A 23,050-nucleotide genomic window follows, 5' to 3' on the forward strand; every position below is an offset into this window, starting at 1 on the left:
ACACCTGAACTGCACCCCGAACTCATCGCAGCGCCGCTGTGAGGTCGGCAGCGATCTCGAAGGTCGGTGCCGCCCTTCCGGTCTCGTCTGGGTTCAGCGCGATGTGCTCGACGCGGGCCAGCATCTCCGTTGCGGTTTCCCGGTCATGGAGCGTCATCGCCAGTTCTGCGCGGTACACCAGAACCTCTACGTGTGTGACGGGGTCATCGTCGGCCTGCGGGCGAGCCAACGCGCTGTCGAGGATGCGGACTGCCTGGCCGACGTCTCCCTTGGAGTCGGCTAGCACGATGGCGTTCGCCAGCGCTTTGGCGAGTCGTCCGGCGGGTGCGGGTGCTGGTGTGGGCATCGTGGCGGCGTTCTGGAAGACGCGGATCCAGTTGCCGCCCGGGTCGATGACGCTGAATCCGCCCAGCCCGTCGGCGTTCTTTCGAACCCTGGGTCGGGTCATCCGCGGTATTCCGGACACCAGGACTTTGCCGTATGCGGCCCGCATGCCGGCGGCGAAAGCCCGGTGCAGTTCCGCGATGTCCGAGGTGAGCACGAGACAGGAGCCGTAGGACTGCTCTGGGTCGAACCCGGCAATTTCGAAGAATTGCAGGTGCAGGTCTTCACGTTGCAGTGCCACGCAGGGGTTGGGTTTGCGCTGCTTATACGTGGTGCTGAAGCCGAGAACCCCGTAAAAGGTTTCGATGTCGTCAATCGACGCGCAGGGCAGCAGGGGGACGGTTACCTCGTTGGTCATGGCTCTTTCCTAGGCGTTGCGGACGGTCCGTCGCACATGGAAATAGCCGATCATCGCCTGGCCCCATCCGATCGGCCGATGCGACCGCAGTCGGCGTGCGGCTCGGCCAGGGGCGCGTATGCTTCCGCAGCGTCACCCTCATTTGTCGCCGACAACGCACGCGCGCCTCAGTAGCTCATCACCTTGGGTAAGCGGTTTTTTTCGGTGACAGGCGTGGCCAGCCGACCCGGACGGTGGCGCCGAAACTCACGGACATCGAAAGTGATGAGGTCTCGCTGGCGCCCGAACTCAGCGACATCTGGCGCCGGAACCCGCGAGCAAGACCAGCAACCCCTTGGCCGGGTCGGCGGTTCTGGCGCTTGGATGTGCGGAGACGTCCGTCCGATGGCTGGGGGTGTGGTGGCAGAGCCTGTCCGTGTGCGTAGGTTGACCGACCAGGAGGGGCAGAGACTCGAGCAGATCGTGCGCCGGGGCAGCACCAACTCGGTGCGCTACGACACCATCAGGCGCTGGGCGAAGAAGAACCGGGTCCAGCTCTGCTTCACCCCGACCTACGCGTCTTGGGCCAATCCGATCGAGGCCCGTTTCGAGCCGCTGCGGCAGTTCACCGTTGCCAACTCCAACCACCGCAACCACCCCGCGCAGACCCGGGCGCTTCACGCCCACCTGCGCTGGCGCAACGCCAAAGCCCACCACCCAGACGTCCTTGCGCCCAGCGTCGAGAGCGCGCCGCAAATTTGGAGTGGCTGGCGGCTGGGTCGGGGCGTTGATGACGCAACGGTCCCGGCTCGGGAACGGTTTGGCTGCTCGCCTTTTACCGGCAGACCAGAAGCGCCGTACCGCACCAGTCGCCGTCGACGTCACCTCGGTGCCCGGGTGGCTGGAACCCCGGGCGGGCAGTCGATGGCCTCAGCCGTGACCTCGCGAGGACCGCTGGACTCCCGACGGACCTCGAAGCGCACGCAGACGTTGTAGTCCGTCTGCTCCCCACCCATCCAATGGTTGCCCGTCACGCCCACCATCACGACCTCTACCGTGGCCAACAGACCCACCCCATGCTCGCCGGGGTTGTGGACCACGGACGTGAGCCGCTCGCCCTCGGTCTGGGAGACGAGCCGGTTGAGCATCGCCTGGTTGCTCGCCCAGCCCTCCAGGTTGTGCGAGTCGGTCGCCCAGGGCTCGGTCTCGTGGGCTATCTGCTCGGCCCGCGCCATCACCTGCTTCCGTGCCACGTTATGGGAGTAAGAGCAACCCGTAGACAACAGCAAGACGAGGCAGGCCAGCCGCCCGCCGACGCCTGCCGCCCTGCGTCGAGCCGGCACGAGCGTCCATTGGGCAGCGACGATGTGTCGTGGCATGATGTCAGAGAAGCACTGGCCCCGACGCCGTGCGTCCGTCCGGGTACTCAGTGCAGTACTCCGACCCGTCGTTCACCTGAGCCGGAGTCACCGCAGAAGTGGCCAACTAGCTCCGGACACCGACGGGACCATCCGTTCGCGTCGACTTAGTCAGCCGCCGCTCAGCGAAGTGACGGTTGGCCAGTTGCCGCGGATCGGACACCCAAGTTGGCCACCGGGCTGGCCAGCGTCCGCGCGAAGTTGGCCACCGTGGAGGTCAGGCCGGCGCGGATCCAACCACGAGACCAACCAGCGCCACGCGCCGGCCTCGACGGCATCGAGCCACCCTCAGGCTGGCTGCGGGTCGGCTCGCCGCCATGGTCTGCCGTCCGGTGGTGACCGGGAGCGTGGTCGGTCACGCGACGGCGCTTCATGCAGACCGCTGCGCGGTGTCGCCGTTGCGGAGACGGTCCAACTCGGCCAGGTACATCGCCTGCATGTGGTCATAGTGCCGGACCAGCAGCATGACCTCTTCGACGCTGTAGCCCTCGACGAGTCGTTCCGCCCGCTCGGCGAACCGCTCGTACGGTCGCTCCAACTCGGCGATCCGTTCCGGCCGCAGGGTGACGATCACCCGCCGCCGGTCCGCCGGATCGCGCTCGGCCGTCACGTAGCCGGCCTGCTGGAGCCGGCGGAGCATGCTGGTCACGGCCCCGGTGGTGAGGTTGGTCCGCTCGGCGACCTGCCCCGCGGTGGCGGATCCGACGTCCGCCAGGTAGTCCAGGCACTCCAGGTCGCTCACTGTGAGGCCCAGCCGCTCCGCGATGGCGTACCGGAACACCATGGACAGCCGCGACGTCTCACGCCCGGCGCGCATGAGGTCGGCGGTCGCGGACGCACGGGCCGGCTCGTGGGACATGCCCGCAATCATGCCTCCGGTACGGTGACCCGGTGCAGCCGAGGTAACACGCGGGTCAGTACCCAGTGCGGTGCGGCCGCGTCCCCGGTGAGGCGGCGCATCAGCCCGGCGGCGGTGTCGACGGCGCGGAAGGCGTAGGGCACCATCTCGTCCTGGTAGCCGGCGATCGCCTCCTCCACCGGCGTGCCGTTCGCCCGGGCCTCGACGATCCTGTGGCCGAGCAGGGCGGCGTCGCGGAGCGCGGTGTTGCCGCCGTGAGCGCCGAACGGCGGCATGACGTGCACGGCGTCGCCCATCATCGTCGCCCGGGGCACCGCCCACCGGCGCGGGCGCCGGCCGGTGGCGAAGACGTTGAGTACCGTGGCGTCCAGCTCGGCCGTGTCGACCAGCCGCCGGATGAGCGGGTGGAAGTCCGCACTCATCCGGGCGGCCAGTTTCCACAGCGCCAGCAGGTCCCCGCGGACGCCGATGGGCACCTCCTCCTGCCGGAGCAGCAGTCCCCACATGACGTAGTCGTCGCCGGTGGGCGCATAGCTGCCCGGGGCCAGGCGCGCGAACGCCTCCCGCGGGCGCTCGCCGAACCGCATGGAGGTGAAGAAGAAGGCGCGGCCCGGCCGGTCGGCGATGGCCAGGACCCCGCTGGTACGCAGCGCGTCCGGGATGACGCTCTCGCCGTTGCGCCGCAGGGGCGACCGGCCGTAGATGCCCGCCATCGGGGTGTTCGCCGGGTCCGCATCCGGCATGAGCTGCGCGCGCAGTGCCGAGCCGACGCCGTCCGCGCCCACGACGACGGTTGCCGTGGCGGCCCCGCCGTCGGAAAACCGCAGCCGCAGCCTTGCCGGGCCGCCGCTGTCCACCGCGACGGCGGCCTTGCCGTAGTGGATGCGCCCGTCCAGCCCGGACTGCAGGATCGACCGCAGGGTCAGCCGGTCGACCTGGCGGGTCGCGTGCGGCTCGTCCTTGAAGGTGATGGTGAATGCGTCCCGCAGCCGGCTGTCGGTGAAGCGCAGGTGCCCGCCGGGCTCGTCGCCGGTGGTCAGCGCCAGGCGGTACAGCGGGCGGGGCAGGCTCTCGCGCAGCGCCTCCAGCCCGTACCGGTCGAGAATGATCCGGTAGCCCTGCCGCCGGACGAAGGGGCCCGGGTCCCGCTCGTAGACGTGCACGTCGATGCCGGCGCGCATCAGGTACTGGGCGAGGCAGAGGCCGGAGAGGCCGGCGCCGGCGATTGCCACCGAGAAGTCAGTCGATATGCCCATGCGATTATCTTAATGACTAAGATGATTTGGGCAAGGCCGCCAGCGTGCCACGGTCCGCCAAACCGCCCGGCCGGCCACCTCGGACCGGTCCGCCCAGTTCGTCGAAGCGGCGCAGGGCGGCCAACTCCACCCGGCGGAACAGCGCGTTGCGGACCAGTACCCGGAACGCGCGGACGTTGCCGGTGACCGCGGGCGGCTTGTCGTCCACCACCACGGCGGCCGGGTCGGCCGGGTTGCGCAGCCGTTCCCACTCGTCGATCAGGCTGGAGTCCACGCCGCGCCCCATTGAACCTTCTCAACCTCCCCCCTTGCGGTCCGCCGGAACGCGAGGTCGGGCGCGGTGTGAGTGCCGCGCGGTTCAGGTTGAAAAGGATCAATGGCCAAATCCTCGCGTTCGACAGCGCGGAGGCGACGACCGTGCGCGAGCTCGTCGGACAGTTCCTCCGGCATCTGGACGACGGTCGAATACAGCGACTCGGCTGCAACCCGATCCGAGAGCGGCACGTGTTACCGGCACTTCCCGGCCAGCGGCCGGGGAACCAATATGGGGGAGGGGTCGTGCGATTGTCCACACCGCCGCGTCTTGACGAACCGCCGCCGCCAGGTGCCGGACGTAAGCTGCCCGAGGTCGACTTCGACGCGTTCTACCAGGCCCATTTCCGGGCGCTGACCGTACAGCTCTGCGCGTACACCGGCGATCTGGGGCATGCGCAGGACCTGGTGCAGGAGGCGTTCTGCCGGGCGTTCTCCCGGTGGCAGAAGATCGTCCAGTACGAGGACCCGGTGGCATGGATCCGCAAGGTCGCCTGGAACCTGGCCACCAGCCGGTGGAGGCGGCTACGTACCGCCCAGCTCTTCCTGCGCCGGCAGCGTGAGGAGCACGTACCGGCGCCCAGCCTGGACCGTGTCGCGCTGGAGGCGGCCCTCGCGCTGCTGCCCCCCAACCAGCGCCGAGCTGTCGTCCTGCACTACCTGGCCGACATGTCCATCTCGGAGATCGCCTCTCAGGAGGGCGTTGCTGAGGGAACCGTCAAGTCCTGGTTGCACCGCGCCCGGACCGCGATGGCCGTCCACCTGACCGACCGAGGAGCACAGCCGTGATTGACGACGACACCTTCCTGAACAGCCGGTTCGCCGCCTACCGCAGCGAGCGGATGACCGATGTCACGCCGGCCGGTCCGGGTGCCGTACGCAGCACGGTGCGGCGCCGCCGCAGGGCCGCGGCCACGACCGGCGCCGCGGTCGCCGCGGCGCTCGTCGTCGGCCCGGTGGCCGGGTACGCGGCCCTCAGTCAGGATCTGACGCCACCTCCGCCAGGTACCTCGACCGAGCCCACCCCGCACCCGACCTCCTCCCCGTCGGTGAGTCCGGGGGCGAGCGCCGCCACCACCGCACCGGTCGCGCAGGACGGCCGCGTCACCACCGCCGACCTGCTCGCCGTCCAGCTCGACCTGCCGCGATGGTGGGGCGACGCGCCATGCCAGAGCCGGGGACGGCTCGCGAGCAGGCCGCCTCAGGAGGAGGGCAACTGGTTGCAGAGCGCCGACTACGCGGACGTGGACCGGGACGGCGCCGAGGAGACCGTGGCCATGATCGGCTGCAAGTTCAACCAGTCCGTGGTGCAGACCCAGGTGGCGGTCTTCGACCGGGACACGACCGGCAAGATCGTCACCAAGGGCCAGGTGCTGACGAGCCGGCCGCTCGGCTGGATCTTCCAGGTCGACACTCGGCCGGACGGCTCGATCCGAATCGAGGTCGGCGACCGGGAGCCGGTCGGCGACCGGGGATCGGCTGTCGTGGTCCGGCAGTGGCGCACGTACGGTTGGACCGGCGAGAAGTTCGCGCAGACCGGCGGCCCGACCAGATTCCCCGCCAACCCGAGCCTGGCCGACCTGCGGGTGACCGCCACCGACCTGGTGTACGGCGTGCAGGCCGCCGACGGGTCGCGGCACGCCACCACCACCGTCACGATCCGCAACGCCGGGCCCACCGATGCGGACTACGTGTTCCTGTCGCTGGAACTGGGCCGGAATGTGCACCACGAGGGCAACGGTTGGACCAGTTGCCTGGAAGCGGATACCAACACCCGCTCGTCGCCGCCCAACCTCGGCTGCCTGCTGGGCCGGATATCGGCCGGCCACACCAGGACTCTCGTGCTCGGCGTGGCCAGCAGCGGCGCGAAGCTGACCCAGGTCTCAGCCCGAGCTCACGTGATGCGCCTCGACAAGCAGCGGGACCCCGTACTGGACGCCAAGGAAGCTGACAACGAGTTCCACTTCGACCAGCGCTAGCCCACGCGGGGCGCTGCGGGTGGCCGAGGAGGTCTACCGGCAACGCCCCGTGCCGGCGCGGGCCGCACGCCGATCCGGGACCGGGCTTCACCGAGTCGGACGGGCCCGGGCGGTCGCCCGGCCGGCGAACCGTCAGAGCGCTCCGACCTCGGTCACCCGGAGCACCGCCGTGCCCGCCGCGTCGGAGCCGGCCAGGTCGACTTCGGCGCTGATTCCCCAGTCGTGGTCGCCGTCCGGGTCGTCGAGGATCTGCCGGACCGTCCAGCGGTCCCGGCCCTGCTCGATCATCAGCAGTGCCGGGCCGCGGGCCGCCGGGCCGGTGCCGATCTCGTCGTACGCCTCGAAGTACGGCTCCAGCGCGTCGGCCCAGGCGTCGGCGTCCCAGCCGTCCTCGGCGTCGAGCGCGCCCAGTTCGTCGAAGCGGCGCAGGGCGGCCAACTCCACCCGGCGGAACAGTGCGTTGCGGACCAGTACCCGGAACGCGCGGACGTTGCCGGTGACTGCGGGCGGCTTGTCGTCCACCACCACGGCGGCCGGGTCGGCCGGGTTGCGCAGCCGTTCCCACTCGTCGATCAGGCTGGAGTCCACCTGCCGGACCAACTCGCCGAGCCACTCGATCAGGTCGATCAGTTCCTCGGTCTTGGCGTCCTCCGGCACGCTCTGCCGCACCGCCTTGTACGCGTCCGCCAGGTAGCGCAGCACCAGCCCCTCGGACCGGGACAGGCCGTAGAAGTTGACGTACTCGACGAAGGTCATCGCCCGCTCGTACATGTCCCGGACCACCGACTTCGGCCGCAGCTCGTAGTCGGCGACCCAGGGGTGGCCCCGCCGGTACATCTCGTAGGCGGCGTCCAGCAGTTCGGCGAGCGGCTTCGGGTGGGTCACCTCGTCGAGCAGTTCGAGCCGGGCCTCGTACTCGATGCCGTCGGCCTTCATCGCCGCCACCGCCTCGCCCCGGGCCTTGAACTGCTGTGCCGAGAGCACCTGACGCGGGTTGTCCAGTGTGGACTCGATCACCGACAGCACGTCCAGGGCGTAGGTCGGGGACGCCGCGTCCAGCAGCTCGATCGCGGCCAGTGCGAACGGCGAGAGCGGCTGGTTGAGCGCGAAGTCGAGCTGGAGGTCGACGGTGAGGCGTACCCGTCGACCCTGCTCGTCCGGCTCGGCGAGCCGCTCCACCACGCCGCCGGCCAGCAGCGCCCGGTAGATGGCGATCGCCCGCCGGATGTGCCGGCGCTGCGCGGCGGGGTCCTCGTGGTTGTCGGTCAGCAGGTGCCGCATCGCGGCGAAGGCGTCGCCCGGCCGGCTGATCACGTTGAGCAGCATCGCGTGGCTGACCTGGAAGCTGGACGTCAACGGCTCCGGCTCGGCCTCGACCAGCCGGTCGAAGGTGGGCCGGCCCCAGCCGATCGACCCCTCCGGCGGCTTCTTCCGGACCACCTTGCGGCGCTTGCGCGGGTCGTCGCCCGCCTTGGCCAGGGCCTTCTCGTTCTCGATCACGTGCTCCGGCGCCTGCACCACCACGGTGCCCATGGTGTCGAAGCCGGCCCGGCCGGCCCGGCCGGCGATCTGGTGGAACTCCCGCGCCTTGAGCAGCCGGGTCTTGACGCCGTCGTACTTCGACAGGCCGGTGAAGAGCACGGTGCGGATCGGCACGTTGATCCCGACCCCGAGGGTGTCGGTGCCGCAGATGACCTTGAGTAGCCCGGCCTGGGCCAGCGTCTCCACCAGCCGCCGGTATTTCGGCAGCATCCCCGCGTGGTGCACCCCGATGCCGTGCCGGACCAGCCGCGACAGCGTACGCCCGAAGCCGGCGGTGAACCGGAATTTGCCGATCGCCTCGGCGATCATGTCCTTCTCGGCCCGGGTGGCGACGTTGACGCTCATCAGCGCCTGGGCGCGTTCGAGCGCGGCTGCCTGGGTGAAGTGCACGACGTAGATCGGTGCCTGCCGGGTGGAGAGCAGCTCCTCCAAGGTCTCGTGCAGCGGCGTCATCGCGTACGAGAACATCAGCGGGACCGGCCGCTCGGCGTTGCGGACCAGTGCCGTCGGCCGCCCGGTACGCCGGGTCAGGTCGTCGACGAACCGGGTGACGTCGCCCAGCGTGGCGGACATCAGCACGAACTGCGCCTGTGGCAGCTCGATCAGCGGTACCTGCCAGGCCCAGCCCCGGTCCGGCTCGGCGTAGAAGTGGAACTCGTCCATGATCACCATGCCGACGTCGGCCCGCTCGCCGTCCCGCAGCGCGATGTTGGCGAGGATCTCCGCAGTGCAGCAGATGATCGGCGCGTCCTCGTTGACGCTGGCGTCCCCGGTCAGCATCCCGACGTTCTCGGCGCCGAAGATCTCGCAGAGCGCGAAGAACTTCTCCGAGACCAGGGCCTTGATCGGCGCGGTGTAGAAGCTGACCCGGTCGTCCGCCAGGGCCGCGAAGTGGGCGCCCGCGGCGACCAGGCTCTTGCCGGAGCCGGTCGGGGTGCTCAGGATCAGGTTGGCCCCGGAGACGATCTCGATCAGCGCCTCCTCCTGGTGCGGATAGAGGCTGAGGCCACGCTCCTGCGCCCAACCGGCGAACGCGTCGAAGAGGGTGTCGGGGTCGGCGCTGCCCGGCAGCTGGTCGGTGAGCGTCATAGCCGGTCCATCGTGCCTGGCCCGGCTCGGCAACGCCAATCCTCCGGCCCGGCCCAGATGATCTCGCCCGCCTCGGTGTGGTTGCCTCCGTCGTCGATCCGCCACGCCCGGCGCCCAGCGTCTCCGCGCCGGCGTCCTCAGCGGCGCCGGAAGATCAGGTCGAGGATCGGGCGCCCGGCGGTCGTACCGCGCCGCTCGAACTTCGTCACTGGCCGGTGCGCCGGGCGGGGGGCGAAGCCGGGATACAGGTTCACCAGCTCCGGGTCGGCGGTCAGGGTGTCGCGCATGCTCTCGGCGTACTCCGGCCAGTCGGTGGCGCAGTGCAGGGTGCCGCCGGGGACCAGCCGGGAGCGGAGCAGCGCGACGTGCGCCGGCTGGATCAGCCGGCGCTTGTGGTGCCGGGGCTTCGGCCAGGGGTCGGGAAAGAAGACGTGTACGGCGTCGAGCCGGTCCGGCGGCAGCAGGTGCCGGACGAGGTCGAGCGCGTCACCCCGGGCGATCCGGACATTGGCCAGCTTGTGCCGCTCGGCGAGGGCGAGCAGGTTGGCGATGCCCGGAGTGTGCACCTCGACGGCGAGATAGTCCCGCCCCGGGTCCGCGGCGGCCATTGCCACGGTGACGTCACCCATCCCGGAACCGATCTCCAGGACCACCGGCGCCTCGCGCCCGAACAGCCCGACCAGATCCAGCCGGCCGCCGGTGGGCCACTCACCGTCGTCGGAGTCCTCCGGAACCGGGACGGTCAGGCCGTACCCGGCCCAGAGCCGGTCCAGCGCGTCCAGGTGCCGTGCGCTGAGCCGGCCCCGGCGCGGGTGGAAGGTGCGGATCTGGGCCAGCCGGCCCGAGGGCACCTGGCCCGAGGGCACCTGGCCCGACGCCCCGGCCGGCCCGGGCTGCGGGGCCGGCACGGGCGCGGCGGTCTGGTCCTGGCTGGCGAGGGTCACGGGAAAGCCAGCCTACGTGATCGGGCCGGCCGACGGCGAAGCTGCGGGGCGGCCGACGGCGAAGCTACCGGGCGGTCCGACGCGGATCTGCCCGAGAACGCCGGACCGGATGTGCTCGGCGGCGACAGATGAGAGGATTTCCGCATACGGCAGGCCCAGGGCCCCGCGCGTCCGGCCCTGCCCGAGGCGCCGGGAGGGGGACCAGTGGCAACGCGTCGACGCATCGCGATCCTCTGCGGTGTCCCGCTCGCCCTGCTCTTGGCCGTGCCCGCCCCGGCCCGCGCCGCCGACGTCTTCGTGCAGCTCAACCCGAGCACCGTCGAGGCCGGCTTCATGGTCGGCATCAAGGCCAGTTGCCGGACCAACACCCAGCCCGCCACGGTCGAGTCGCCGGCCTTCGGCACCGTGACCGTGCAGCCGCAGGCCGGATTCCTCACCGCGGTCGCCACCGTGCCGGAGACCACCCGGGCGGACACCTACCGGGTCCGGCTGAGCTGTCCGGACGGCGGGACCGCCTCCACCCGGTTGATGGTGGTGGGCGCCACCCGGCCGCAAAAGGGCCCGGCGACCGGCTTCGGTGGCAGCGCCGGGGACGATCCGGGCGGGCTGCTGGTGGCCGGCGGGCTGGCCAGCACCGTACTCGGCGCCGTGCTGGGCCTGGTCGCCATCCGTCGCCGGGCCCGGTCGACATCCCCCCGCCGGACCTGACCGGGAGGAGTCCCGCCCCGATGGCCCGTACCTCCACCGGCCGGCGTCCCTGGATCGGTGGCCGGCGGCCGGCGCCACACCTGCGGCATCCGGCGGCCCGGCCCGGCGGGAGCCGTCCCCGCCGAAGCATGATCGGGCCGCTGGCGATCGTCCTGGTACTCGTCGGGGTCTTCGCCACCGGCGCCGGGCTGGGCCAGTCGTCGGGCGGGCCGTGGCGCTGGCTGAACGGCGGCACCAAGGAGCCGTCCCGGGACTTCCCGGTGCTCGCGCCGAGCCGGCCGGTGAAGCTGGCGGTCCCGTCGATCGGGGTACGCGCCCCGGTGCACCGGGTCGGGCTCGCCGACGACGGGTCGATCGCCGTGCCCGCGCTGGAGAAGCACAACGAGGCCGGCTGGTACGACCAGGGCCCGACGCCCGGCCAGTTCGGGCCGGCGATCATCGTCGGGCACGCGGACACCCGTAGCGGACCGTCGGTCTTCCACGACCTGGTGAAGCTCCGGCCGGGCGACCGGATCGAGGTGACCCGGCAGGACCGGTCGGTGGCGATCTTCGAGGTCAACTCGGTCGAGCACTTCGACAAGGACAGGTTGCCTGCCGAGCGGGTGTACGGCGACTTCCGCCGCCCCTGGCTCCGCCTGATCACCTGCGGCGGACGCTGGGTCGGCGGCGGTACGGGCTACTCCGACAACGTCATCGCCTTCGCCTCGCTGGTCGACTCCCGGAAGCCCTGACCGGCCGGCACCACCGGCATGGGCGTTTTTCCCGAGTGGGCCGGTTTTCCCGAGTGCGCCGGGACGAGTCCGGGGCAGGCGGGCGGGATTACGGGGCGGTCGGGGTCGCCTGCTGGACCACTTCGAACTCCAGCAGCGTGGCGCCGGTGGAGACCGGCCGGGGCTGCTCGCCGCCCGATCCGCCGTCGGCGGGCCCACGGGCGTGCGCCTCCCGGGCCGGCCCGCTCGCCCACGCCTGGTACGCCTCTTCGCTCTCCCACTTCGTGTAGACGAAGTAGCGGTTTTCACCGGCCACCGGTCGGAGCAGCTCGAAGCCGAGGAACCCGGGAGAGTTCTCGACCGCGCCCTGCCGGGCGGCGAACCGGCGTTCCAGCTCGGCACCGGCGCCGGCCGGGACCTCGATCGCGTTGATCTTCACTACTGCCATGGCTTCAGCCTAGGACAGCCGCTCGGAACGCCAGCGGAGCGACGGCAGCTACTCGTAGCGCCAGACGCGAAGTCGTGCACCACCGCTCCGTTCGCGAGCCTGGGATCCGGCACAGCGTCGAAGGCCGGGAACGGCCGACGGGACGTCCAGGCTGACCCGCCGCCGTCGACCAGGACCGTGCCCCGGGAAGCCGGCTCACCCGCCGTCCGGCGCGACGTCCACCACGATCGGAGCGTGGTCGGACGGGCCCTTGCCCTTGCGGGCCTCCCGGTCCACGTACGCCGAGGTGACACGCTCGGCGAACGACTCGGTGGCGTACACCAGGTCGATCCGCATGCCCTTGTTCTGGTGGAACATCCCGGCCCGGTAGTCCCAGTAGGTGAACGGGTGCGGACCCTTCATCGGGGTCGGCACCACGTCGGTCAGGCCGAGGGCGCGCAGGTCGGCCAGGGCCTGCCGCTCCGCCGGGGTCACGTGCGTCGAGTTGACGAAGAGCGCCGGATCCCAGACGTCGGCGTCGGTCGGCGCCACGTTGTAGTCGCCGCAGACCACCAGCGGCAGTCCGGTGCGCAGCTCGGCGGCGAGCGCGTCGCGCAGCACCGCGAACCAGGCGAGCTTGTATTCGTAGTGCGGCGAGTCCGGGGTACGCCCGTTCGGCACGTAGATCGACCAGACCCGGAGCCCGGCACAGGTCGCGGAGACCGCCCGGGCCTCCGGCTCCGGAAACCCGGGCTCGTCGGCGAACCCGACCGCGACGTCGGCCAGACCGACCCGGGAGAGGATCGCCACCCCGTTCCACCGCCCGTCGCTGTGGCTGGCCACCTCGTAACCCAGCTCGCCGACCTCGTCGGCCGGGAACGAGCCGTCCGGGCACTTCGTCTCCTGCAGGCAGACCACGTCCGGCTTCGTGCCGGCGAGCCAGTCCAGCAGCCGGGGGAGGCGGGCCTTCACCGAGTTGACGTTCCAGGTCGCCAGGCGCATGGGCCCAGCCTGCCCGATCCGGGCGGGAAACGCAGGCGCGCGACGCGCGGGTACGCGACGCCGGGGTCCACCGCCGACGGGCCCCGGCGGCAACGCCCCGCCGTCAGCTCCCCGGGTTGTCTCCCGGCCGGCCCTGCTCGGCGAGGAAGCGCTCCAGCTCCGCACCGAGTTCGTCGGCGGTGGGCAGCGGCCCGGTCTGGTTGGCGAGCAGGTTCGGGCCGCCCCGTCCCCGGGTGAAGGCGTCGTACTGCTCCTCCAGCGCGTGCACCAGCGAGGTCGCCTCGTCGGTCTGCGCCACCTGCCGGTCGATGTCGACCCGGACGGCCTCGGCGGCGGTCCGCAGCGACTCGGTGGGCAGCAGCAGGCCGGTGGCCCGGGAGACCGAGGTGAGCAGCAGTTCGGCCGCGCCCGGGTATTCGGTCTGGGCCACGTAGTGCGGTACGTGCACCGCGAAGCCGACCGCGTCCCGGCCCTGCTCGCCGAGGCGGAACTCGAGCAGGTTGCCGGCGCTGCCCGGCACCTGGATGCGTTGCAGCCAGGACTCGTAGCCGGTGATCAGCGCCGGTCGGGTGGCGTGCGCGGTCACCCCGATCGGCCGGGTGTGCGGCACCGCCATCGGGATCGCGTTCAGCCCGATCGTCACGCGTACGCCGAGCCGGCGGATCAGGCTGGTCAGGGCGGCGATGAACCGTTCCCACTGGAAGTCCGGCTCGGGGCCGGACAGCAGCAGGAACGGGGTGTTCTCGTCGTCGTGCAGCAGGTGCAGTTCGAGCTTCGGCTGCTCGTAGTGCTCCCAGTGGTCCTCGACGAAGATCATCGTGGGGCGCCGGGAGCGGTAGTCGAGCAGTTGGTCGACGTCGAAGGTGGCGATCGTCCGGGACTCGAGGGTTGACACCAGGTGTTCCCGGGCGAGCCGGGTCGCGTTCCCGGCGTCGACGAAGCCGGAAAGCGCCTGGATCAGCACCGGCTGACCCAGCTCGGGCAGGTCGTCGGTGAGTTCGTAGAGCTCGTTCGGGTCGAGCACCGGTCAGGACCTCCTTGGGGTACGCCGGGACGCGCCTTCGCGGACGGCGCCCCGATGTAGCAAACGCTGCCGCTATCTTGGTCCATTCCACCGAGCCACTTCGCGACCCCTGCCAGCATCGTCGCGCGGACCTCCGGCGGTGCGGCGGACGCCTCGACCGAGGACCGGGCCAGGGTGGCCAGTTCGGCGTCGGTGCAGCCGAGTACGTCCCGGGCCAGCACGTACTGGTCGAGCAGGTTCGTGCCGAACAGCAGCGGATCGTCCGTGCCGAGCGCCACCGGCACGCCGGCGGTGAGCAGGGCACGCAGCGGGGTGGCCGCCAGCCCGGTGGTGACGCCGAACGGCGGATATGAGCTGGGACACACCTCCATCGCCACCGCCCGCCCGGCCAGCAGGTCGAGGGTGGCCGGGTCGCCCGCAGCGGTCAGCCCGTGCCCGACCCGGTGCGCGCCGAGCAGCGTCACGCAGTCCCGGACGTGCCAGGCCGGCTCGTAGAACCCGCTGTGCGGCACGGCCAGCAGTCCGGCCTCGGTAGCCGTCCGCATCGCCGGCACGAAGTCCGCGATCCGGCCCCGGCGCTCGTCGTTGGAGAGCCCGAAGCCGACGACACCGTGCCCGGCGTACCTGGCGGCGAGCCGGGCGACCCGGTCCGCCTGGGCCGGCGGTCCGGCCCAACTGGCCGCCAGCACCACTCCGGTACGCCCGCCGGCCGCCCCGGCGAGTACCGCCTCCACCACCGGCTCCAGCCCACCCAGCCGGTCGGCGTACGTGGTGGGGTCGACCTGGATCTCCACCCAGCCGGCGCCGTCGGCGACGTTGTCGGCGGTCGCCTCCGCCACCACCCGGCTCAGGTCCCCGGCGGTACGCAGCGCCGCCCGGGCCAGGTCGTAGCGGCTCTGGAACGCGGCCCAGCCGTGCAGGGCGCCGGTCGGCAGCGGCTCGGGCAGCGGCAGCCCGTCCCGGTCCGAAAGTTCGGTCAGCGTCTCCGGGCGCATCGAGCCGGTGAGGTGCAGGTGCAGGTTGGTCTTTGGCAGCCGACGGAGGTCGCGGCGCGGGAGCGGGTCGGTGACCGGTGCCATAGTCCACGGTCTCACGGGACGAACCGGTCCGGGTACCCGGTGGGGGACCGGCCGGCCGAGCGCGACTCAGCCGATCGGAGGAGGCGGTTGATGCTGCCTGGAGTGACGGCTGATTAGAAGTTATACGTCTGGTTGATGACTAAAACGCGTTTTCTCTGGAAAGCCGTACTTGTTCGGGTTGGCCATCGACGTACGCGCCTGCGGTCTGCTGGCCGATTGCTCGGTCGGCAGATGTGGTGCAGCCCACCTGGTGACTCCCCGTAATCGGCCTTCGGCATGCCTAGCCTCGTCGGATGCCTGACGACGACCGTTCTGAGACCGCGTATTCCGCCGTGCCCAGCACTGTCCGATCGGATGATGCCTCCTCCTCCGACCCGACACCCGGCGCCGTGCCGCGCCAGTCGCCCGGGACCCTCCGGCCCGCGCCGGCCCGGCTGCGGAGGTTCCTACTCCTGCTGTCGGCCCTGATCGGCCGGCTCCGGCCGACCGGCCCGGCCCTGCCACGCCGGCTCGCCCAGTCCGCCGCTGCCGTCGACCGGCTGGTCCGGCCCGGCGCCACCGTGGCCGGCCGGCTGCTGGGGATGGCGGCCGCCCGACTGCGGCTCGGCACCGGGCCGGTACTGGCCCTGCTCCGAGCCCAGGCGCGACGCCTGCGCCGGGCTGTCGAGCCCGGGCTGGCCCGGGTCCGCCAGGTGCCCGCCGTGCAGACCGCCGAGCGCGCGGTGCGCCGGGCCGCCGGCCGGGCCGCACCGCCGGCCCGCCGGCTCGCCGCCCGGGCCGGCGCCCTGGCCGCCCGGACCGGGCTGCCGGACCGGCTCGGCCTGCGCCGCCCGGCCGGGGTCGCGGTGGCCGCCGGGCTGCTCTGCTGCCTCGGCGCGCTGGCCGCCGTCGAGGCGGTCTCGCCGTCGGCCGACCCCGCCGGCAGCACCACCGCGAACGCCGAGGACCGGGTCGCGCGCTCCCGGCCGGACGACGGCACCGGCGACCGGACCGGCGCCGATCGCTCGGCGGACCGGTCGAGCCGCTCCGCCGACCGTGACCGGTCGGGCACCGCGAAGTCGGACGAGGCCGACCCGGACACATCCTCCCCGCTGGACGACGCGGAACCGGTGGCCGGGCTGACCGAGGTCCAGATGGACAACGCCCGGGCCATCGTCCGGACCGGCCGGGACATGGGGATGCCGCGCCGGGGACTGATCATCGGGGTGGCCACCGCCATGCAGGAGAGCAACCTGCTCAACCGGGCCAGCGAGGTGCTGCCGGAGTCCAAGCGCTACCGGCACCAGGGCACCGGCTGGGACCACGACTCGGTCGGGCTCTTCCAGCAGCGCACCAGCAGTGGCTGGGGTCCGGTGAACCGTCTGATGGACCCGGCGTACGCGAGTGCGCGGTTCTTCGAGGCGCTGCGTCAGGTGCCCGGGTGGCAGCGGATGCGGCTGACCGAGGCGGCCCAGGCGGTGCAGTACTCGGCCTACCCCGAGCACTACGCCAAGCACGAGGGCCAGGCGACCAGGGTGGTCGACACGCTCGTCCCGTCCTGGCGCTGAGCGGGACGGGTCGTCGACTTGATCGGTTCCGCCACGATGGAGGCGTGGATCCGTCCGAATCGCGAGGCCGGTGTGGCCGGACGAGGGATCGGGTACACCTGATACACAGGACCACCCGAGGAGGACCGAGATGGCGTCACTGGTACAACGGATCCGAATGTTCCTCAGATCCCCGCAGGGCCGGCAGTTCGTCGAGCGGGGCCGGCGCGAGTTCGCCAAGCCGTCGAACCGGGACCGGATGCGCGGAATCGTGTCCCGGCTGCGCGGCCGGCGCTGACCGTCGGCACGCGCCGTTGACCGCCGCCCACGCGGCTGCCGCGATCGTCGGCCAGGTGGGCACGGGTGCCGTCACCTCGGCGGTGCGTGCCGCTCGTCGGTCCTGGCCGGGCCGTGGTCGTAGCCTGATTCCTCCCCTCGACATCCGGAGTGTCCCGTGACCGAGTCCCAGCCGGTCGGCGGCGGAACCGCCGCGCCGGTGCCGCCGACCGACCGTACGCCGCAGGCCGCCGCGAACCCGGGGCCGGCACCCGGTCCGGACGCCGCTGTCGGGGTCGCCCAGGTCGCCCCCGGCGCCGCGGCCGAGCCGGCGGCCGAGGCGCCGCCGGCCGAGCCCGCCGACGATCCGGAGCTGACCGTCGCCCCGCCCAGTGGGCTGTGGGAGCGGATGAAGGCCGATCCGCAGTACGCCCCGGAGCACCTCGCCCTGGAGGCGGTCCGGCGGATCGGGCCGCAGGCCCGGGCCTGGGCCGAGCGCACCCGTGCCCGGTACCCGCAGATGACGCCGGAGGCCATGGCCGAGACGGCGATCCGGAAGTTCGTCAACCACGCCCGGGTCTCCGGAGCGATCTCCGGGGCCGCCGGCCTGCCCGGCGCGGTCCTCGACATGGGTGTGCTGGCCTGGACCCAGGCCCGGATGGTGCTCTACGTCGCGGCGGCGTACGGGCACGACCCCGAGCATTCCGACCGGGCCACCGACCTGCTCGTGCTGCAACGGGTACACAAGATCGCCGAGACGGCGCGGTTGGCACTCGGAGTGGCCGCCGGGCGGGAGCGCGTCGACGCGCTGCGGAGCCGGTCGGGAACCCCGCTGGCCCAGGTGATGCTCCGGCTCGGCCTGAAGCTGGCGCAGATGGCCGGCGTCCGGGCCGCGAAGCGGCTGCTCGCCAAGGCGGTGCCGGGGGCGGCGGTGGTGCTCGGCACCTGGGCGAACTCGTCGGCCACCAAGAGCCTGGCGGCCCGGTCCCAGGAACTGTACCGGCCCCGGGCGATCATGCCGCCCGGCCGGTAGCCTCAGTCGGCTCGTCGGGCCTGGCCGGCCAGGCCCGACGCCCGCCAGGCCACCTTGGCCAGCTCGTTCTGCCCGGCCACGTTCGGGTGGAAGTAATCCAGCCGGTTCAGCAGGTCCAGACCGAACCGCACCCGGTGCGCGGCGCCGCCGTCGTAGCGGCAGCGGGACCCGTACGCCTTGCAGGCGGCGCCGAGCTGTTCGTTGTACGCGTCGATCCGGGCCCGGAACGTCGACCGGCGGGTACGGTCGGCCGGCTCGGTCGAGGTGGGGCTGGCCAGCAGCGCGGGGCAGATCCGCCCTCGCCAGGCGCGTACCGCCCGGGTGTCCTCGTGGCCGACCTCCCAGACCCGGTACAGGTTCGGGATGCTCACCACCAGGACCCGGGCCTTCGGCAGGCCCTTCTTCAGCGTCGCGAGTCCACGGTCGATCTCGGTGCGGAACGCCGCGACAGCGGTCATGTCCTCGATCCCGCCCCGGCAGGCGTCGTTCGCTCCGATGAGTACGGTCACGTAGTCCACCCTGGCGCGTACCGCTGCGGCGGCCTGGCTGGCCAGTCCCGAGGCGCGGGCCCCGTTCACCGCTTCGTTGTGTGCCTTGCCGCGGATGGCCGGGTTCACCTCGCGGAGTTGCCGGTAGAGGCTCTCCACCCGGCTGCTGTCCCCGGTCGACCAGGAGTTGCGCTGGCAGGCGGCGAGGATCAGGCAGGAGCCGAAGCCGGCGGTGATGGAGTCGCCGAGTGCCGCGATCGAGCCGGGCAGTCCGGGTCGGGGCGAGGCGGCCGGGGGATCGGGCTGGCCCCCGCCGCCTCCGCCGTCGGACCCCTCGCAGGCCAGCGCGAAGGCCGCGAGCAGGGCGGTGACGGCGGCGGTCCAACGTCTGGGCATGCTTCCCCCGGGTACAGAGCGGACAGCGATCGCTCCGTAACTGTACGCGGCAGCGCCGTCGGCCCGGAACCCTCGCCGGCCGCCGACGGCACGCGGATCACCGACACCCGACGTCCGGTGGCACCCCCGGTCAGCGACGAAACCGGGGAGGACGGCGGTGACCGGGGTGGACGGTCAGCGGGTGTGCTGTGGTTGTCCGTTGGTGACCGCGACGAAGCTCTCCGGCCGGATCGTGACGATCACCCGTTCCGGTGCGTCCTTGATCTCGTAGACGTTGTCGTACCGCTGTTGCAGCGAACGGTAGAAGGACGCGACCTCGTCGTCGTCCTCGATCTTCTCCACCACCCCGCGCACCTCGAGGAACCGGTACGGGTCGTCGGGGTCGGCGATCGAGAGCGCGACCCGGGGATCGCGCCGGACGTTGCGGAACTTCTGTCGGCGCTTGGTGTGGGTCATCCTGAGCAGTCCGCCGTCCCAGTCGAACCACATCACGTTGCTCTGCGGCCCACCGTCGGGGCGGGTGGTCGCCAGGTGTGCGAAGAGCGGGCGGGTCAGCAGGTCGGCGTGGCTGGGCGGGGGAGTGGGACCGGTCGTCATGCACCCGTTATACCCACCGGAGGGCGAAATCCCCTCACCGGCCCGGGCCGGTGAGGCACGCCGAGCGTCGTCTTCAGGGTCACCAGCCACCCCCACCGGCGGCCCGGGACGGCCGGCCAGGTTAGTCCGCGCCCATACCGGGTAGTTCGGCGAAATGGCCGCGAGATCGCAGCCCCGAGGGGCGAAAGGGACGGTTGGCCACCCGTACAGCGCGCTCAACCTGCGCCTGGTGCTGGCCGCGTTCGGTCTGGTGATCTGTGTGGTGCTCGGCGTGCTGGCGCTCCGGGCCGACCTGCTGGTCCTCGCGGTGGTCCTCGGCGTCCTCGCCCTGGCCGCCGTGATCGACATGGTCGTGGTGCAGCGCCGCCGGGTCGCGCGGCGCCGGGAGGAGCCACCGGGCACGAAACACTCGCTCTTCGAGTGACCAGGGAGCCGGTCCCGGCCCGCGACCCGCGCTCCGCTCGATCCGCCGACATCGCCAGGGAGTACGACATGTCGATCGCCACCATCGACCCGACCACGGGACAGGTGCTCAAGACCTTCGACGAGATGACGGACGAACAACTGGAGGCGACCCTCGCCCGGGCGGCGGCCGGCTTCGACGAGTTGCGCGGCACCACCTTCGCCGACCGGGCCCGGTGGATGTCCGCCGCGGCGGACCTGCTGGAGGTCGAGTGCGACGGCGTGGCCCGGATGATGACGACGGAGATGGCCAAGACGTACGCGTCGGCCAAGGCCGAGGTGGCCAAGTGCGCGGCGGCCTGCCGGTACTACGCGGCGCACGCCGAGCGGTTTCTCGCCGACGAGCCCGCCGACGCCGGTTCGATCGGTGCCACCTCGGCGTACGGCCGCTACTTCCCGATGGGCCCGGTGCTGGCGGTGATGCCGTGGAACTTCCCGCTCTGGCAGGTGATGCGGTTTGCCGCACCGGCCCTGATGGCCGGCAACGCGGGGCTGCTCAAGCACGCCTCGAACGTGCCGCAGACCGCGCTCTATCTGGACGAGCTGTTCCGCCGGGCCGGCTTCCCGGCCGGCGCGTTCCAGACGCTGATGATCGGCTCGGAGCGGATCGAGCAGGTGCTCGCCGACCCCCGGGTCCGGGCCGCGACGCTGACCGGCAGCGAGGGCGCCGGCCGCTCGGTGGCATCCATCGCCGGGAAGTACGTCAAGAAGACCGTGCTCGAACTCGGCGGCAGCGACCCGTTCGTGGTGATGCCCTCGGCCGACGTGGCCCGGGCCGCCGAGGTGGCCACCGTGGCCCGCTGCCAGAACAACGGCCAGTCCTGCATCGCGGCGAAGCGGTTCATCGTGCACACCGACGTCTACGACGAGTTCACCGACGCGTTCGTGGCCCGGATGTCGGCGCTGCGGCTCGGCGACCCGATGGACGACGGGACCGACGTCGGGCCGCTCGCCACCGAGCGGGGTCGCGACGAGGTGGCCGAGCAGGTCCGGGACGCCGTCGCCAAGGGCGCCCGGGTGCTCTGCGGCGGGGAGGCGCCGGACCGGCCCGGTTGGTGGTACCCGCCGACCGTGGTCACCGGGCTGACCCCGCAGATGCGGATGTACGCCGACGAGGTCTTCGGCCCGGTAGCCGGGCTCTACCGGGTCGGCTCCTACGAGGAGGCGGTCGAGGTGGCCAACGGCACCGACTACGGTCTGGGTGCCAACGCCTGGACCCGGGACCCGGCCGAGCAGCAGCGCTTCGTCACCGACCTGGACGCCGGAATGGTCTTCGTCAACGGGATGACCACGTCCTATCCGGAGTTGCCGTTCGGTGGCGTCGGCAACTCCGGCTACGGCCGGGAACTGTCGGCGCAGGGCATCCGGGAGTTCTGCAACCTCAAGGCCGTCTGGATCGGCGCGGGGGCCTCGGGCGGACCCGGCGCGGGCGCGCACAGCGAGTAGCGCACGCCGCCGCACCGGCCTGCTTGACGGTCCGCGGGCATTGAACCTGCAACCTCCCCTTACGGGCGCGCTGGACCGCAAGGTCCGACGCGGTGCGCGAGCGCCGTGCGATCCAGCTTGAAAACCGTTCATTCGTCGGCGTACCGGGTGTGCGTACCGGGTGCGGCGGGGTACGGGAGACCGCCATGACGGTCTTCGGGCTCCACGCCTCACACGAGCAGGTCCATCCCGCCGAGTTGCTCCGGGCCGTCGTCCGGGCCCAGGAGGCGGGCTTCGACGCGGCCATGTCCTCCGACCACTTCTCGCCGTGGAGCGCCCGGCAGGGGCAGTCCGGCTTCGCCTGGTCCTGGCTCGGCGCCGCGCTCCAGGCCACCATGCTGCCGTTCGGCGTGGTCAACGCGCCCGGCCAGCGCTACCACCCGGCGATCGTCGCGCAGGCCATCGGCACGCTCGCCGCGATGTATCCCGGCCGGTTCTGGGCCGCGCTCGGTACCGGGGAGGCGAGCAACGAGCACATCACCGGAGCGGGCTGGCCGCGCAAGGAGATCCGGACGGCCCGGCTGCGGGAGTGCGTCGACGTGATCCGGGCGCTGCTGGCCGGCGAGGAGGTCAGCCACGACGGACTGGTCACGGTGGACCGGGCCCGGCTCTGGACCCGGCCTGCGGAACCGCCCGCGCTGGTCGGCGCCGCGGTGACCGAGGCGACCGCCCGGTGGTGCGCCGAGTGGGCGGACGGCCTGATCACCGTGAACGCGCCGGTGTCCCGGCTGCGCCGGATGGTCGACGCCTACCGGGACGCGGGCGGCCGGGGCAAGCTGCACCTCCAGGTCCACCTGAGCTGGGCGCCCGACCCGGCGGAGGCGGCCCGGATCGCGTACGACCAGTGGCGCAGCAACGTCTTCGCCCCGCCGGTCTGCTGGGACCTGGAGTTGACCGACCATTTCGACGTCGTCTCCGAGACGGTGTCGCCGGAACGGGTCGCCCAGGTGGTCAACGTCTCCGCCGACCTGGGCCGGCACGCGGCCCTGCTGCGCGAGTACGCCGACCTCGGCTTCGACGAGATCTACCTGCACCACGTCGGGCAGCGGCAGGACGCCTTCGTCGACGCCTTCGCGGCGTTGGTGCTCCCCGAGTTGCGCACGGGCGGGTCGGAGCGGGCCTGACCCGGTGCCCGGCTCAGGTCCCGGCCGGCCCGTCCTCGCCGGTACGGCGGCTCAGGCGGCGTTCGAGAAGCTGGCCCGGCCAGGACCGGTCGACCAGCGGCACGGTGAACGGTTCGGTGGCGGTGAAGCCCTGACTCTCGTAGTAGCGGACAAGGGCGCCGTCGTCACCGGCGTAACAGTCCACCCGGAGCAGGGCGACCCCCTGAGCCCGGGCGAGTTCCTCGGCGTACTCCAGCAGTCGCGCGCCGATCCGCCGCCCGGCGTGGGCCCGGTCGCTGACCAGCAGGTTGACGTACAGCTCGGGTTCGGGCGCGGCCGGGACGTGCGGCACCGCCGCGCCGACGACGATCGCCCCGACCGGGCGGCCGGCGAGTTCGGCCAGGTAGAGGCCGCCCTCGTCGGCCCAGCGCCGCACCTGGGCGGTCCGGCGCGGGTTGCCGGAGTGCGGCGCACTGCCCCACTGGCCGGTGCGGCCGCGTTCCACCAACCAGCGGGTGGCGCCGTCGAGCAGGGCGAGGACCGCGGCGACGTCGTCGGAGCCACCGGGCCGGACGACGATTTCATCCCTAGGCACAGCGTCCATGTTGGCAGAA

General features: G+C 72.0%; 23 protein-coding genes and 2 pseudogenes. 11 read left to right on the plus strand and 14 right to left on the minus strand.

Features of this window, described 5'->3' with window-relative positions; translation table 11 throughout:
* Positions 1–22: 22 nt before the first annotated feature.
* Positions 23–742, minus strand: a complete 720-nt coding sequence (locus R6Y94_RS31030) for a VOC family protein (protein ID WP_318399401.1) — start codon at positions 740–742, stop codon at positions 23–25.
* Between the two features lie 498 nt (positions 743–1,240).
* Between R6Y94_RS31030 and R6Y94_RS31035 the strand changes: the two are divergent.
* Positions 1,241–1,512 (plus strand): annotated as a pseudogene (locus R6Y94_RS31035) (hypothetical protein); the annotation flags it as partial.
* A gap of 90 nt (positions 1,513–1,602) precedes the next feature.
* Here the strand turns inward: R6Y94_RS31035 and R6Y94_RS31040 are convergent.
* The 4 genes and pseudogenes from R6Y94_RS31040 to R6Y94_RS31055 all read right to left on the minus strand — a co-directional run.
* Complete coding sequence (locus tag R6Y94_RS31040; protein ID WP_318399402.1) at positions 1,603–1,974, minus strand: hypothetical protein; 372 nt, start codon at positions 1,972–1,974, stop codon at positions 1,603–1,605.
* 535 nt (positions 1,975–2,509) lie between these two features.
* Entirely contained in the window at positions 2,510–2,998 is a 489-nt protein-coding gene (locus R6Y94_RS31045; RefSeq protein WP_318399403.1) for a MarR family transcriptional regulator, read from the minus strand.
* A gap of 8 nt (positions 2,999–3,006) precedes the next feature.
* A complete protein-coding gene (locus R6Y94_RS31050; protein WP_318399404.1) occupies positions 3,007–4,254 on the minus strand; it encodes an NAD(P)/FAD-dependent oxidoreductase in 1,248 nt (415 codons plus the stop codon).
* A 91-nt stretch (positions 4,255–4,345) separates the two neighbouring features.
* Positions 4,346–4,546, minus strand: a pseudogene (locus R6Y94_RS31055) (DUF3516 domain-containing protein); the annotation flags it as partial.
* A 266-nt stretch (positions 4,547–4,812) separates the two neighbouring features.
* Here R6Y94_RS31055 and R6Y94_RS31060 point away from each other — a divergent pair.
* Together R6Y94_RS31060 and R6Y94_RS31065 are read left to right on the plus strand one after the other, a co-directional pair.
* A complete protein-coding gene (locus tag R6Y94_RS31060) occupies positions 4,813–5,355 on the plus strand; it encodes a SigE family RNA polymerase sigma factor (RefSeq protein WP_412102927.1) in 543 nt (180 codons plus the stop codon).
* Positions 5,352–6,545, plus strand: a complete 1,194-nt coding sequence (locus R6Y94_RS31065; protein WP_318399406.1) for a hypothetical protein — start codon at positions 5,352–5,354, stop codon at positions 6,543–6,545. Before R6Y94_RS31060 ends, R6Y94_RS31065 begins: the two co-directional genes overlap by 4 nt.
* A gap of 132 nt (positions 6,546–6,677) precedes the next feature.
* On the opposite strand, the gene R6Y94_RS31070 is transcribed toward R6Y94_RS31065, so the two are convergent.
* Together R6Y94_RS31070 and trmB are read right to left on the minus strand one after the other, a co-directional pair.
* Positions 6,678–9,176, minus strand: a complete 2,499-nt coding sequence (locus R6Y94_RS31070) for a DEAD/DEAH box helicase (RefSeq protein ID WP_318399407.1) — start codon at positions 9,174–9,176, stop codon at positions 6,678–6,680.
* A 137-nt stretch (positions 9,177–9,313) separates the two neighbouring features.
* Positions 9,314–10,042 (minus strand): tRNA (guanosine(46)-N7)-methyltransferase TrmB, encoded by a 729-nt coding sequence (gene trmB / locus R6Y94_RS31075; protein WP_318399449.1) that lies wholly within the window; start codon positions 10,040–10,042, stop codon positions 9,314–9,316.
* 282 nt (positions 10,043–10,324) lie between these two features.
* Between trmB and R6Y94_RS31080 the strand changes: the two genes are divergently transcribed.
* Positions 10,325–10,828 (plus strand): hypothetical protein, encoded by a 504-nt coding sequence (locus R6Y94_RS31080; RefSeq protein WP_318399408.1) that lies wholly within the window; start codon positions 10,325–10,327, stop codon positions 10,826–10,828.
* A 128-nt stretch (positions 10,829–10,956) separates the two neighbouring features.
* Positions 10,957–11,559: a class F sortase gene (locus R6Y94_RS31085; protein WP_318399450.1), complete on the plus strand. Its 603-nt coding sequence runs from the start codon at positions 10,957–10,959 to the stop codon at positions 11,557–11,559.
* Positions 11,560–11,647: 88 nt separating this feature from the next.
* On the opposite strand, the gene R6Y94_RS31090 is transcribed toward R6Y94_RS31085, so the two are convergent.
* The 4 genes from R6Y94_RS31090 to add form a co-directional block, all read right to left on the minus strand.
* Positions 11,648–11,986: an antibiotic biosynthesis monooxygenase gene (locus R6Y94_RS31090; protein WP_318399409.1), complete on the minus strand. Its 339-nt coding sequence runs from the start codon at positions 11,984–11,986 to the stop codon at positions 11,648–11,650.
* A 195-nt stretch (positions 11,987–12,181) separates the two neighbouring features.
* Positions 12,182–12,967 carry an exodeoxyribonuclease III gene (locus tag R6Y94_RS31095; RefSeq protein ID WP_318399410.1) on the minus strand — a complete coding sequence of 262 codons (786 nt, stop codon included), beginning with the start codon at positions 12,965–12,967 and terminating at the stop codon, positions 12,182–12,184.
* A 103-nt stretch (positions 12,968–13,070) separates the two neighbouring features.
* Positions 13,071–13,991, minus strand: a complete 921-nt coding sequence (locus R6Y94_RS31100) for a PAC2 family protein (protein WP_318399411.1) — start codon at positions 13,989–13,991, stop codon at positions 13,071–13,073.
* Positions 13,925–15,085, minus strand: coding sequence for an adenosine deaminase (add, locus tag R6Y94_RS31105; RefSeq protein WP_318399412.1), 1,161 nt, complete (start codon positions 15,083–15,085; stop codon positions 13,925–13,927). The genes R6Y94_RS31100 and add overlap by 67 nt, the downstream gene beginning before the upstream one ends.
* Positions 15,086–15,363: 278 nt before the next feature.
* Between add and R6Y94_RS31110 the strand changes: the two genes are divergently transcribed.
* The 3 genes from R6Y94_RS31110 (at position 15,364) to R6Y94_RS31120 (ending at position 17,905) form a co-directional block, all read left to right on the plus strand.
* On the plus strand, positions 15,364–16,617 hold the full coding sequence (locus R6Y94_RS31110; protein WP_318399413.1) for a hypothetical protein: 1,254 nt from the start codon (positions 15,364–15,366) through the stop codon (positions 16,615–16,617).
* Positions 16,618–16,747: 130 nt separating this feature from the next.
* Positions 16,748–16,894 (plus strand): hypothetical protein, encoded by a 147-nt coding sequence (locus R6Y94_RS31115; RefSeq protein ID WP_318399414.1) that lies wholly within the window; start codon positions 16,748–16,750, stop codon positions 16,892–16,894.
* A gap of 351 nt (positions 16,895–17,245) precedes the next feature.
* A complete protein-coding gene (locus R6Y94_RS31120) occupies positions 17,246–17,905 on the plus strand; it encodes an EcsC family protein (RefSeq protein WP_318399451.1) in 660 nt (219 codons plus the stop codon).
* Positions 17,906–17,907: 2 nt separating this feature from the next.
* Here R6Y94_RS31120 and R6Y94_RS31125 read toward each other — a convergent pair whose 3' ends face one another.
* Both R6Y94_RS31125 and R6Y94_RS31130 read right to left on the minus strand, forming a co-directional pair.
* Entirely contained in the window at positions 17,908–18,789 is an 882-nt protein-coding gene (locus R6Y94_RS31125) for a GDSL-type esterase/lipase family protein (protein ID WP_318399415.1), read from the minus strand.
* A 174-nt stretch (positions 18,790–18,963) separates the two neighbouring features.
* Positions 18,964–19,386, minus strand: a complete 423-nt coding sequence (locus R6Y94_RS31130; protein WP_318399416.1) for a PPOX class F420-dependent oxidoreductase — start codon at positions 19,384–19,386, stop codon at positions 18,964–18,966.
* 154 nt (positions 19,387–19,540) lie between these two features.
* Here R6Y94_RS31130 and R6Y94_RS31135 point away from each other — a divergent pair, with 154 nt between their 5' ends.
* The 3 genes from R6Y94_RS31135 to R6Y94_RS31145 all read left to right on the plus strand — a co-directional run bounded on the left by R6Y94_RS31135 (position 19,541) and on the right by R6Y94_RS31145 (position 22,457).
* Complete coding sequence (locus R6Y94_RS31135; protein ID WP_318399417.1) at positions 19,541–19,810, plus strand: DUF6343 family protein; 270 nt, start codon at positions 19,541–19,543, stop codon at positions 19,808–19,810.
* Between the two features lie 68 nt (positions 19,811–19,878).
* Positions 19,879–21,294: an NADP-dependent succinic semialdehyde dehydrogenase gene (locus R6Y94_RS31140; protein WP_318399452.1), complete on the plus strand. Its 1,416-nt coding sequence runs from the start codon at positions 19,879–19,881 to the stop codon at positions 21,292–21,294.
* Between the two features lie 185 nt (positions 21,295–21,479).
* Positions 21,480–22,457 (plus strand): TIGR03885 family FMN-dependent LLM class oxidoreductase, encoded by a 978-nt coding sequence (locus tag R6Y94_RS31145; RefSeq protein ID WP_318399453.1) that lies wholly within the window; start codon positions 21,480–21,482, stop codon positions 22,455–22,457.
* 13 nt (positions 22,458–22,470) lie between these two features.
* On the opposite strand, the gene R6Y94_RS31150 is transcribed toward R6Y94_RS31145, so the two are convergent.
* Positions 22,471–23,031, minus strand: a complete 561-nt coding sequence (locus R6Y94_RS31150) for a GNAT family N-acetyltransferase (protein ID WP_412102928.1) — start codon at positions 23,029–23,031, stop codon at positions 22,471–22,473.
* Positions 23,032–23,050 lie beyond the last annotated feature (19 nt).

Source organism: Plantactinospora sp. KLBMP9567 (assembly GCF_033446045.1).
Lineage (GTDB): Bacteria > Actinomycetota > Actinomycetes > Mycobacteriales > Micromonosporaceae > Plantactinospora.